Source organism: Pseudogemmatithrix spongiicola, assembly GCF_030623445.1.
In the GTDB taxonomy this organism is placed as follows: Bacteria; Gemmatimonadota; Gemmatimonadetes; order Gemmatimonadales; family Gemmatimonadaceae; genus Pseudogemmatithrix; species Pseudogemmatithrix spongiicola.
In genome coordinates, this window is sequence record NZ_CP130613.1 from 1,110,683 (window position 1) to 1,122,758 (window position 12,076).

Genomic DNA, 12,076 nt, shown 5'->3' on the forward strand with positions numbered 1-12,076 from the left:
GGCGCCACTAGAGGGGCGTGGCTGGCGGCGGCGACGGTTGTGCGGAACCTTTAGGCATGACGCTTCGCCGATTCGCCGCTGGCATGCTGGCCCTCACCGCCTGCGCCAGCGGTCCCCGTCCCGCGTTCGAGCACGCCCTGCCGGGCCCCGCGCTGCCGTGGACGCACGCCACCTTCGACACCACGGGCGGACGTTTCACCTTCGCCATCGTCTCTGACCTGAATGGCGGCGAACGCCGCGATGTGTTCGCGCTGGCGGTGCGCCAGCTCGCGTCGCTGCGCCCCGAACTCGTGATGAGCGTTGGCGACCTGATCGACGGGCCGACCGCGAACGCCGATTCCCTCACGCGGGAGTGGGACGACTTCGACGCCCGCGCCCGCGCGATGCCGGCGCCGTTCTTCCGCGTCGGCGGCAACCACGACCTCACCGGTGACGAATTGAAGGACGTCTGGCGCTCGCGCTACGGGCCCACGTACTACGCCTTCGTGTACAAGCAGGCGCTGTTCCTGGTCCTCGACACCGAGGATCTCGCGCCCGAACGGGCGCGGGAGATCTTCGTCGCGCGCACGAAGGCCGTGCAGGCGGCCGCGGAGAACCAGGGCGGGCAGGACACGCTGTCCTACTACCGCATGCAGGAGCGCGCCACGGGTGACATCGGCGCGGAGCAGGCCGCCTACATGCAACGCGCGATCGCCGAGCAGGCGGGCGTGCGCTGGACGTTCCTCTTCCTGCATAAGCCCGTCTGGGGCAACCCTGCCGACGACGACTTCAAGGCAATCGAACGCGCGCTCGCTGGCCGTCCGTATACGGTCTTCAGCGGCCACTTGCACTCGTTGGCGCTGCGGGAACGCCTCGGCCGCGAGTACTACACGCTCGGCACGACGGGCGGCAGTCAGAACCCGCGTGACCCGATGGCCTTCGATCACCTCACGTTGGTGACGATGACGCAGGATGGACCCGCCATCACCCACTTGCGCCTCGAGGGCATCCTCGGGCGCGACGGCAAACTCCCACCGGTGACTCCGTGACGACCCGACTCCTCCCACTGGCCTCCCTCGCGCTCAGCGTGCTTGCGCAGCCGCTGGCGGCGCAGGCCCCGTTCACGCTCGACCAAGTGATGAGCGCGCCGTATCCCACAGGCCTCACCGCCGCGGCCACCGGGGAGCGTCTCGCCTGGACGCTCAACGAGCGCGGCCTCCGCAACATCTGGGTGGCCGAGGGTCCCGCCTTCGCCGCGCGGCGTCTCACCAACTACGAGACGGACGACGGCCAGGAACTCACCTCGGTGAGCATCTCGGCCGACGGCCGCTGGGTCGTGTACGTGCGCGGCGGCGATTTCGGCTCCAACTGGGACGACGCGTTGCCCGTGAACCCGCTCGGTGCGACGCAGCCCGTGAAGGTCGAGATGTGGGCCGTGCCCTTCGCCGGTGGAACGCCCGTGTCGCTGGGCGATGGCCTGAACCCGGTGATCTCGCCGAAGAGCGATGTGGTGGTGTTCGAGCGCGCGCGGCAGCTCTGGTCCGTGCCGATCGACGGTTCCTCGCCTGCACGGCGGCTCTTCGAGCAGCGCGGCAGCGCGAGTGATGCGCAGTTCTCGCCGGATGGTTCGCAGATCGCGTTCGTGAGCGGCCGCGGCGACCACAGCTACATCGCCATCTATAAGGATGCGGCCACGCCGCTGCGCTACCTCGTGCCGACGACGAACCGTGACGGCTCGCCGCGCTGGTCGCCGGACGGCACGCAGATCGCCTTCGTGCGCCGTCCGGGCGCGGGCGGTGCGGTGGTGAACTCGCTGGAGCCGCAGCCGAATCCCTTCGCCATCTGGGTGGCGGATGTACGCACGGGTGAGGCGCGCGAGCGCTGGGCCAGTGCGCGCACGCTGCGCGGCAGCGTGCCCACCACACACGGTGGCGTTAACCTGCACTGGGCGGCCGGTGATCGCCTGGTGTTCATGCATATGGCCGACAACTGGTCGCATCTCTACTCGATGACCGCGCGTGGACGCGAGGCGCCGCTGCTGCTCACGCCGGGCGAGCACATGGCCGAGCACGTGACGATGTCGGCGGATGGGCGTTATGTGCTTTACTCCGGGAACACCGGCAACACGCCGGGCGACATCGATCGCCGGCATGTCGTGCGCGCGGCGGTGGACCGCCAGCAGCTCGACGTGCTCACCCCCGGCACTGGACTCGAGTGGACGCCGGTAAGCATGGCGAATGGTCGCATCGCCGCGATCGGTGCTACGGCGCAGCGTCCGCCGGTTCCCTTCGTGCTCGAGATGGCGAGTGGCGGGCCCGCGCGCGCGGATGCGCGCGCGGATGCGCCGCGCCGCTGGCTCGGCGCGGACCGCGTGCCCGCAGAGTTCCCGGCAGCACGTCTCGTCACGCCGCGACAGGTCATCTACACCTCAAGCGACGGCGTCCGCGTGCACGCGCAGCTCTTCGAGCCAGCCGCGAACGCGGGGGCGAGCGCTGGCGGCCGTACCGCCGCCAAGCGCCCGGCGGTGGTGTACGTCCATGGCGGTCCGCCGCGGCAGATGCTGCTCGGCTGGCACTACGGCGACTACTACTGGAACGCCTACGCGATGAACCAGTATCTCGCGAGCCGCGGGTTCATCGTGCTGAGCATCAACTATCGCTTGGGCATCGGCTATGGGCACGACTTCCAGCGTCCGCCGAAGGCCGGCATCGCCGGCGCGAGCGAGTATCTCGACGTGAAGGCCGCCGGTGAGTGGCTCCGCACGCAGCCGAACGTGGATGGCTCGCGCATCGGCATCTACGGGGGCAGCTATGGCGGCTATCTCACCGCGTTGGCCCTCGGCCGCGACAGCGATCTCTTCGCCGCCGGTGTGGACATCCACGGCGTGCATGACTTCACCAGCGACGGCGGCGGGCGCATCGGCGCCAACACGTGGCGCTACGAACGTCCGGCCGGCGAAGTCGAGCGTCTCGCGCGACTCGCGTGGGAGAGCTCGCCGGTTTCCGCCATCGACACGTGGAAGTCGCCGGCTTTGTTCATCCATGCCGACGACGACCGCAATGTCCGCTTCAGCCAGACGGTGGACCTGCTGCAGCGGCTGCGCGCCAAGGGCGTGGAGCTCGAGGAGATTACCATCGTGGACGACACGCACCACTTCATGCTGCACGCCAACCAGCGGCGCGTGAATGCGGCGATCGCCGAGTATTTGGAGCGGAAGCTGAGGCCTGGGCAGTAGGCGCCGCATGGCGGAGCAGGGGGCGTCGCAGCCGCTGTACGAGTACGGCGGGATGGCCTGGGTGTGGCGCCTGCTCGCCGCTCCCCTGTTCGCCGGCGGTGTGCTGCTCGGCCTGTGGGGGGCGTTGTCGCGAGAGTATTGGGCGGTGGCGGCGAGCGTCGCGCTGTGGGGCCCCGTGCCTTACTTCTTCCGACGAGTGGCGACGGTGATCTCGCTCGTCCACGTGGACGGTGCCGAGCACCTGCAGGTGCGCACGCTGGCCGGCACCACGCGTCTCATCCCCATCAGCGCGCTCGACGGCAGCCGCTACAGCCGGACGGCGACATCATCCGCCGGGGCGGTGTACTCGCCCAGTGTGTGGCTGCGCGTGCGGGGCACGTCGAGTATCTACATCGACTTGCTGGGCACGATCCACGATCGCGAACGACTCGCGGCGCTCATCGGGCAACCGGTCGCGAAGCTTCCCAAGCGCGTCAGCGAGCGCTGACTGGCGCCTTGCGCAAGACCTTCTCCATCGGCCAGCCCTTCGCTAATTCATCGACAAGCTTGTCGAGATAGCGGATCTTCTGCATAAGCGGATCCTCCACCTGCTCGACCCGCACGCCGCAGACCACGCCGGTGATCAGCGCCACGTTCGGGTTGGGCGTGGGCGCCTCCGCGAAGAACGTGCGCAAGTCCACCTCGCGCTTGAGCTGCTTGGCCAGCCCCGCCGCGGTGTAGCCCGTGAGCCAGCGGATCACCTGGTCCACCTCGGCTTTCGTGCGCTGCTTCCGCTCGGCCTTGGCGACGTAGAGCGGATACACCGCGGAGAACTTCATGGCGAAGACGCGTTCGAGCTTCATGCTGGACGCTACTTCTTCTTGGCCGGCTTCGGCAATGGCGTGATCGTCTCGCCCTTCGCGAGCATGGCGACCAGCGCGGCGATCTTCTTCGCCCGTCCCGCCGGCGTGCGCATTGCGTTCGTGCGGAAGGCGAGGGCGAAGAGGTTCATCTTGTTGAGCGATTGAAACGTGCGCTCGGCCTTGGCGTTTGCGCGGATGGCGGCGCGCAAGTCATCGGGGATGCTCTCCGCGGAGACGCTGCGGATCGGTGCGTAGGCGGCATCCCAGCGCCCGTCCCGCTTCGCGGCCTCGACGTGACGGAGTCCGTGCGGCGTCATGCGCTTCGCCTTGATCAAGCGTGCGACGTGCTCGCGGTTCACCTGGCTCCACAGGCTCTTCGCGCGGCGCGGTGTGAAGCGTTGCAGGTACGACAGTTCATCGTAGCGCTTGACGATGCCGTCGATCCAGCCCCAGCAGAGCACCACGTCGAGGGCCTCGGCGTAGGTGATGCTCACCACGCCGGAGTTCTTCTTGTAGATGCGGATCCAGAGCTCCTCCGCCTTGGCGTGATTTGCGGTGAGCCAGCGCTCGAAGGCGGCGGCGTCGCGGAAGGGCTTGATGCGGGCAGGATCGACGACGACGGGGGGCATGCGACCAATTTATCGTGCGCGGGGTGTCCCGTCGGTAGATTGTCAGGAGACGAATCGCCTTCACGGAGCCTCGATGCACCGCCGTTCCCTGACCCTCGCCCTGCTCATGGCCGCACTCAGCGGCTGCGCCATCAACCCGGCCACCGGCCGGCGCGAACTGATGATGATCTCCGAGAGCCAGGAGATCGCGATGGGGCGCGAGTACGATCCGCAGATCGTCGCCGAGATGGGCCTCGTGCCCGACTCTGCCTTGCAGCGCTACGTCGCCGCGCTGGGCATGCCGATGGCCGCGAAGAGCGAACGGCCGAACCTCCCGTGGACCTTCCGCGTGGTGGACGACCCCATCGTGAACGCCTTCGCCGTGCCGGGCGGCTTCATCTACATCACGCGCGGCATCCTCGCGCACTTCAATTCCGAAGCGCAGCTCGTCGCCGTGCTCGGGCACGAGATCGGCCATGTCACGGCCCGCCACTCCGCGGCGCAGATGAGTCGGCAGCAACTCGCGCAGGCCGGACTCGCCCTCGGCAGCATTGCCAGCGAGCGCTTCGCGCAGGTGGCGAACATCGGCGGCGCCGGACTTGGCGTGCTGTTCCTCAAGTACGGCCGTGACGACGAGACGCAGGCTGATGCGTTGGGGCTGCGCTACATGCGGCAGAGCAATCACGACGTGCGCGAGATGCCTGGCGTGTACGCCATGCTTGCCACGCTGAGCGGCGGTGCCGGTGGACGCGCCACGCCGGATTGGCTGTCCACGCACCCTGCGCCGGAGGACCGGCAGGCGCGCATCCAGCGCGCCATCGCCGCGATGCCGCAGGATAGCCTCGGCAGCCTCATCGAGCGCGAGAGCTACCTGCAGCGCCTCAACGGCTTGGTGTACGGCAACAACCCGCGCCAGGGCTACTTCGTGGGGCAGCGATTCAATCATCCGGACCTGCGGTTTACGCTCACGTTCCCCGAGGGCTGGGCAACGCAGAATGCGACGCAGGCCGTGACGGCGATGAGCGCCAGCAAGGACGCGATCATCCAGTTGACGCTCAGTCGCGCTCCGAGCGCGGACTCAGCGGCGCGCGCGTTCGCGGCGCAGCAGGGCGTGCAGGCCGGTGCCATCGTCCGGCCGGCACTCACGGCGTTTGCGTCGTCGGTGGCGCTGCCGTTTGCGGCCGTGATCGAGGCCGATACCCTGCGCGGGCGCGTCCTTTTCCTCGAGCACGGGGGGTTGGTGTTGCAGCTGCTCGCGTATGGACCGTCGACGGGATGGGCCTCGCATCAGGTGGTAGCCGAGCGAGCGCTTGGGACGTTTGCGGTGCTGACGGACCGCGCGGCGCTGGAGGTGCAGCCGCGGCGGCTGCAGATCGTGCGCGTGGACCGGGCGATGACGATGCAGCAGTTGCGCGCAGCGCGGACGAGCCCGTTGAGTGCGGAGCAGTTGGCGCTGCTCAATCAGGTGCGGGTGGATGAGGTGCTGACGGTGGGGCGGAGTGTGAAGTGGGTGGTGGGACAGTAGGGGGGGGGCGTTCAACCCACCGTCAACACGTCTTTCACTTTGCGCAGCAGCGAGTCTGACGTGAACGGCTTCTGAAGGAACGCGACGTCACCTTCCAGCACGCCGTGCCGGACAACGACGTCATCCGTGTAGCCCGACACGAAGAGCACCTTGAGGGTTGGGCGCATCGCGCGCATGCGCTCGGCGAGCTCGCCGCCGCTCATTCCGGGCATGATGACGTCGGTCACCAGCATGTCGAACTTGTACGCGTTCGCTTCGGCCAATAGCAATGCCTCACCGCCGCTCGAGGCGACCAAGGCGTCGTAGCCATTTGCCGTCAACGTGCGCTGCGTCACCCGACGCACCATATCGTCGTCTTCGACCACGAGCAGTCGTTCCGTTCCGCGCGGTGGTGCGTCTAGTGGAGCTGTCGCCAATGAGTCCGCCGCGACCTCGACGCGGGGCAAGAGGATCTTGAAGGTCGCGCCTTGCCCCGGTTCGCTCTCCGCCCAGATATAGCCGCCGCTCTGTTTGACGATGCCGTACGCGGTCGAGAGGCCGAGGCCAGTCCCTTTGCCCTTGGGCTTTGTGGTGAAGAAGGGCTCCCACAGCCGTGCCTGCGTCTCGGGGGACATGCCAGCGCCCGTGTCGTGAACGCTGAGCATCACGTAGGAACCGGGCGTGACGAGCAACTGGGTGCTGGCATGGGTCTTGTCGATCTCGACGTTGGCGGTCTCGATCGTCAAGCGACCACCGTTCGGCATCGCGTCGCGGGCGTTTACGACGAGATTGACGAGCACCTGCTCGAGTTGGCTTGGATCGGCGCGCACGGTCCCGAGCTCGCCGGCGCAGGAGGTGTGGAGGTCGATGTCTTCGGAGATCAGGCGTCGCAGCATCCCCGTCATTCCCGTGACCACCTCGTTCAGGTTGAGGGGGCGTGGCTGCAGTACCTGTCGTCTGCTGAAGGCGAGCAGCTGACGCGTGAGGTCCGCGGCGCGTCGCGCCGCGTCGCGGATCTCGGTGACGTCCCGCACGCTCTCCGGGTCGCCTGACAACGTTTCGATCAGCAGCTCCGCTGGCGCGAGGATCGCGGTGAGCAGGTTGTTGAAGTCGTGCGCGATACCGCCGGCGAGGCCCCCGACGGCCTCGACCTTCTGCGCGACGGCGAGCTGCGACTGCAGGGACTTGCGCTCGGTGTTGTCCATCAACATCGAGAGCACTCGCTGCACACGCCCGTCAGGGCCGCGCACAGGGGTCGCAAAGAGCGCAATCTCGATCGGGGTGCCGTCGCGACGATGGCGCGACACTTCCACGTCCTTCAGGGTCTCGCCGGACGTGACCCGCCCGATGAGCCCTTGAAACTCCGACAACTGATCGTCATTGAGAAACGGCGGTGTCCGCCCGCTGACCTCCGACGCGAGCCAGCCGAACATCCCTTCCGCGGTGCGGTTCCAGGTCAGCACCCGCCCAGTGAGATCGAGCGAGATGATCGCCAATGGGGCCGAGTCGATCAGGGTTTGGAGCGTATCGCGCGCCTCGCGCAGCGCCGCCTGTGCTTGCTTCCGCTCCGTGACGTCGCGGAACGACGCCACCACGCCGCGGACGGACGGCGCGTTCAGCCGATTGACGGCAATCACTTCGATGGTCCGGTAGTCAGCGCGCCTGTGTCGGACGCGGCACTCAACCTGCAGGGGCAGGCCAGGCTCGGAGAGACAGGCGGCGAAGCGCTCACGGGCGTATGGGACGTCCTCCGGGTGTAGCAGCGTAAACATGTCCTGGCCGGCGAGCTCGTCCGGCGTCCAGCCCAACATTGGCGCGGCCGCCGGGCTCGCGTACGTCACGCGTGCGTCCGCATCCAGGACGAGCACGCTGTCGGAGAGGTGTTCGAGCAGCGCCCGATGCCGCTCGTCGCGTCGACGTAGTTCCGCGGAGTCGTCGGCCCGGGTGATCGCGTGCCGAATCACGCGGGCGAGCAGCGGTCCCGTGATTTCCTGCTTCGTGAGGAAATCGGCGGCCCCGAGCTCCATGGCCGCCGCATCCACTTGGTCGTCGCCCTCGCCGGTGACCATCACGACGGGGACGTGGCAGCCGGCAGCAATCGCGTCCCGCAACAGCTCAAGTCCCGAGCGGGCGCCCAGCCGGTAGTCCAACAGGCAGACATCGTGTGCCGCCGTCCGCAGCGCTTCGAGTCCGGCGGCGTAGTCGGCGACGTAGTCGCACGCGAATCGACCGCGCCCCAAGTCCTCCAACGCCGAGCGAATGAGGAGGTAGTCCTCCCAATCATCGTCAACGACGAGCACGCGAGTCGCTGCGCGCCGTCCATCGACGTCGGGATGCCTCGGCGGCCTAACCGTGTCGTCCGTCGGCATGTGGAAGCTCCACGATCTCGAACCAGTAGCGCTTCAGCGACTGCATCACCTCGACAAGCCCGGCGAACGACACGGGCTTGCGGATGTAGGAGTTCACGCCGAGGTCATAGCTGGCGACGATGTCCTCATCCGCCTGCGATGTCGTCAGGATGACCACGGGAATCTGGCGCAGGCTCGCGTCGCCCTTGATCTCACGCAGCGCGGTACGCCCATCCATCTTCGGCATATTGAGATCGAGCAGAATCAGGCCAGGCCGTGGAGCGGTCGCCGGGTCGGAGAAACGCCCCTCGCGGCGCAGGTAGTCGAGCAGTTCTTGGCCGTCGCTGACCACACGAAGGTCATTGGCAAGGCGTGCTTCGGCGAGGGCATCGCGCGCGAGCAGGATGTCCTCGGCATCGTCATCGGCGATGAGGATGGTCACGGCGTTGCGGGTGGTCATGCGTGCGTCTCTCCGGGGCCGGGTTGTCGGCGCGGCAACTCCACGGTGAAGAGGGCGCCGCTGTCGGGCTCGGCCTCTGCGCGGATGCTGCCGCCGTGCCGCTGGACGATGCGCCGGCACAGCGGGAGTCCAATGCCGGTGCCTTCGAATTCGTCGCGTCCGTGCAGGCGGCGGAACACTTCGAAGATCTGCTCGGCGTACTGCCGCTCGAAGCCGATCCCGTTGTCGCGGATGGTGATGCGCACGGTGCCGCCGACGGTCTCGTCGCTCGCAATGATGACCACGGGGGACGCGTCACGGCGCCGGAACTTGAGGGCGTTCCCAATGAGGTTCTGGAAGAGCTGTCGCATCTGTGTCGCATCGGCCTCGATGGTCGGCAACGCGCCGACTTCGACGCGCCCTTCGCTGCGCTCGAGTTGCTGCCCGAGGTCTTCGATGGCGTCGTGCACGACCTGCGCGAGGTCCACCTGCGTGAATGCGCCACCGCGCGACGTCACGCGGGCGTACTGCAGCAAGTCGTTGACGAGGCGCTGCAGGCGCGCCGAGGCCGCCAGCATCCGTTTGAGATGATCCTGCGCGCCTGGCGTGAGACCTGTGGCTTCGGACTGCAGTCGGCTGCCGAAGGCCAAGATCTTGCGAACGGGCTCCTGCAGGTCGTGCGAGGCAATGGATGCGAAGCGCTCCAGCTCTTGGTTCGATCGCTGGAGCTCTGCCGTCACACGCTGGCGTTCGGTGACATCCTCGAGGGCCAGCAGAATCAACGGCTCGTTGCCGTGCGCTGCAACCTCGCGGGCATTGAGCAGGATGTGCCGCCGGCCGACCGCGGGAAACTCGAGGTCAAGACTGTAGTCGTCGACGTGCGAATGCGCTGGCAGCACCCGCTCCAAGAGCGTTCGCAGCTCGGGGATGTCCCACTCGCCGTCGCCGAGCCGGTGCAGGGGACGACCAAGGGTCTCGGACCGATCGCGATGAAAGGTTCGGTAGAAGGCCTCGTTGGCCTCGACGACCGCGAGCGAGCGGTCGAGCACCAGAAGGGGGGTTCGCACCGTGGCTACGACTGCCTCGGCGAGGCCATGCAGGTTCGTTTGTTGCATTTTCCGAGATCCTAGGTGCCAGCGAGCACGTGGGGAGTACGCGGAGACCTAGGGGGTTCCCTGACAGGGTGCGAATTTCTTGCGGGGTTGTCAAGAGTATCGGCGGGAGCTGTGTGACCGATCGTCACCTGACTTCCGCAACGAGATCATCGCGCTACGATTTGTTCCGAGACGCCGGTCCGATGCGCGCGGTTCAGTGGGGCGGAGTGCGAAGTGGATGGTGGGACAGTGATGCCGTGACGACTAGGGCGTTTCTGCCCTAGGCGATTGCACAGGTGGACGAGCGACCGTATGGTGTGGCGCGCATCACCCCACACCTCGGAGCGCTGCATGCCCGCCACGCAGGGTCTTGGGCTCGGACCGTACGGCACCGCATTCGCGCTGGCCGCGTGTATTGGAATCGCGCTCGCGCTGCGGGTCGGCCGCACACGACAGTTCCCGCGCCTCGCGTGGATGACAGTGCTTGGCACGGCGCTGGCTGCCGGCATCGTGGGCTCGAAGCTGGTCTTCCTCGACTTCCAACCCGTCGAGTACGGCGAGAAGACCATTCTCGGTGGGCTCATCGTCGGCATCACCTCGACACTGCTCGTGGCGCGCGCCGTGGGTATCGGGGCGTGGCGGGCGCTCGATGCGATGGCCATCCCCACGCTCAGTGCGATGGCGATCGGCCGCGTAGGGTGCTTTCTCGCGGGTTGCTGCGCCGGGACGCCGACGGAGGTGCCGTGGGCGGTGGCCGCGCGAAACAGCGACGTGCATGTGCATCCGGCACCGCTGTATGAGATGGCGGGCGATCTCCTGCTCATCACGCTGCTGCGGCGTGTGCCGGGCGTGCGGGCCGATGGCGACCGATTCTTGATTGCGACCGTGGCCTACATGGGGTTGCGGATTGCGGTCGAGAGTGTGCGGGACGGACGCACGGCGATTGGGCCGCTCAATGTGGTGCAGTGGACGTTGCTCGTGATTGCGATTCCGCTTGTCGGCGTGCTCGTCGCGCGTCGCGTGCGGGCGCGGAAGCCAGTGCCCGCACTGCGGCCGGCCGTTGCCGTCCCTGCGCCTCAGCACACGCAGGGAGCGGTGCCGCTGCTCGTGCTCGCGGCCATCCTCGCAGCGCTGTTCGTCATCGCGCACGCGTGGTTCGTCCCGATCGAGCGCCTGGCACTCCTCTCGCTCGTACTGGCGTGCGTCGTGATGTGGGCCGCCGCAGTCCTGCCGCGCCGCGTGTGGCGACTCGTCCCGTTCGCGCCGCTCGCGTTCGCGCCGCGCGCCGGGGCGCTGCTGGTGATGCAGCAGGACAGCAGCAATGCCGGCTCCGGCGCACGCACCGAACTGCTGATCGGCGGCGGCTATGCGTCGGGATTGTATGAGCAGATCGTAGGGCACGAACCAGGCGACGGATGCGTCGATGGCCCGCCGACTCTCGCCAAGCGCGAGAGCCGCGTGGTGGCAGGCCGCGCCGGCATCCGGCGCCAAACCGCGAGCGGCGAGCGGCTCACGCTCGAGGGGCGCTACGCTGCGGGTGCCGATCGCCTGCAACGTATCCAGCCGGGACCCGTGACGGCGATACCCGCGCCTCGTAATGACATCGCGGCGGGCGGCCTCGCCATCATGTGGGAGGGACGCCGCGCGATGTGGCGCGCGGACCTCTTGTCAGGCGCGGTCGTACGCGAAGGGCACGAGCTGAATCGGGTGGTGGCGACGGCGGAAGTGAATATCCCGGTGAGCGAGCGATCCTTCGTCGGCGCCGGTATCGCGAATAGCGGCTTTTTCCCGACCACGGGGGAGATGACGCAGTTTGGGATTGGCTTCAAGACCGGCCGCGACCAGCTGCGTGTGTACAGCACGTTGGTCGGCGAAGGGTACAAGGCGGAGCTCTCGTTCCCGCTGTTTCGGACGATGGTGGATCTGTCGTATCGAACGGGAAGGACGTCACACGATGGGGAGGCGCAGGGGTCGATGTTCCGGGTGGGGGTGACGCAGGCGGTCAGGCTGCGGTGAGCCCGCGCTCG

Annotated in this window: 10 protein-coding genes; 5 read left to right on the forward strand and 5 right to left on the reverse strand. The window is 67.7% G+C overall.

Going from position 1 to position 12,076, the window contains the following annotated elements; translation table 11 throughout:
* Positions 1 to 56: 56 nt before the first annotated feature.
* Genes Strain318_RS04955 through Strain318_RS04965 form a run of 3 tightly spaced genes read left to right on the forward strand, consistent with a single transcriptional unit; the run spans position 57 to position 3,701 of the window.
* Positions 57 to 1,028, forward strand: coding sequence for a metallophosphoesterase family protein (locus Strain318_RS04955; protein ID WP_367887421.1), 972 nt, complete (start codon positions 57 to 59; stop codon positions 1,026 to 1,028).
* Positions 1,025 to 3,214, forward strand: a complete 2,190-nt coding sequence (locus Strain318_RS04960; RefSeq protein ID WP_367887422.1) for a S9 family peptidase — start codon at positions 1,025 to 1,027, stop codon at positions 3,212 to 3,214. The genes Strain318_RS04955 and Strain318_RS04960 overlap by 4 nt, the downstream gene beginning before the upstream one ends.
* Before the next feature lie 7 nt (positions 3,215 to 3,221).
* Positions 3,222 to 3,701 carry a hypothetical protein gene (locus Strain318_RS04965; RefSeq protein ID WP_367887423.1) on the forward strand — a complete coding sequence of 160 codons (480 nt, stop codon included), beginning with the start codon at positions 3,222 to 3,224 and terminating at the stop codon, positions 3,699 to 3,701.
* Here the strand turns inward: Strain318_RS04965 and Strain318_RS04970 are convergent.
* A complete protein-coding gene (locus Strain318_RS04970; RefSeq protein ID WP_367887424.1) occupies positions 3,688 to 4,056 on the reverse strand; it encodes a DUF2200 domain-containing protein in 369 nt (122 codons plus the stop codon). The two genes, Strain318_RS04965 and Strain318_RS04970, sit on opposite strands and share 14 nt — an antisense overlap.
* Positions 4,057 to 4,064: 8 nt before the next feature.
* The gene (locus Strain318_RS04975; RefSeq protein WP_367887425.1) at positions 4,065 to 4,685 is read right to left on the reverse strand and encodes a YdeI/OmpD-associated family protein; all 621 of its coding nucleotides are present in this window, start codon (positions 4,683 to 4,685) and stop codon (positions 4,065 to 4,067) included.
* A gap of 73 nt (positions 4,686 to 4,758) precedes the next feature.
* Here Strain318_RS04975 and Strain318_RS04980 point away from each other — a divergent pair, with 73 nt between their 5' ends.
* Positions 4,759 to 6,189: a M48 family metalloprotease gene (locus Strain318_RS04980; protein WP_367887426.1), complete on the forward strand. Its 1,431-nt coding sequence runs from the start codon at positions 4,759 to 4,761 to the stop codon at positions 6,187 to 6,189.
* A gap of 11 nt (positions 6,190 to 6,200) precedes the next feature.
* Here the strand turns inward: Strain318_RS04980 and Strain318_RS04985 are convergent, their stop codons facing one another.
* The 3 genes from Strain318_RS04985 to Strain318_RS04995 are packed head-to-tail and all read right to left on the reverse strand — an operon-like array spanning position 6,201 to position 10,070.
* Entirely contained in the window at positions 6,201 to 8,468 is a 2,268-nt protein-coding gene (locus Strain318_RS04985) for a hybrid sensor histidine kinase/response regulator (protein WP_367887427.1), read from the reverse strand.
* Between the two features lie 46 nt (positions 8,469 to 8,514).
* Positions 8,515 to 8,976 (reverse strand): response regulator, encoded by a 462-nt coding sequence (locus tag Strain318_RS04990; protein ID WP_367887428.1) that lies wholly within the window; start codon positions 8,974 to 8,976, stop codon positions 8,515 to 8,517.
* Positions 8,973 to 10,070: a sensor histidine kinase gene (locus Strain318_RS04995; RefSeq protein ID WP_367887429.1), complete on the reverse strand. Its 1,098-nt coding sequence runs from the start codon at positions 10,068 to 10,070 to the stop codon at positions 8,973 to 8,975. Before Strain318_RS04995 ends, Strain318_RS04990 begins: the two co-directional genes overlap by 4 nt.
* 330 nt (positions 10,071 to 10,400) lie before the next feature.
* Here Strain318_RS04995 and Strain318_RS05000 point away from each other — a divergent pair, with 330 nt between their 5' ends.
* On the forward strand, positions 10,401 to 12,065 hold the full coding sequence (locus tag Strain318_RS05000) for a prolipoprotein diacylglyceryl transferase family protein (RefSeq protein ID WP_367887430.1): 1,665 nt from the start codon (positions 10,401 to 10,403) through the stop codon (positions 12,063 to 12,065).
* Positions 12,066 to 12,076: the final 11 nt, after the last annotated feature.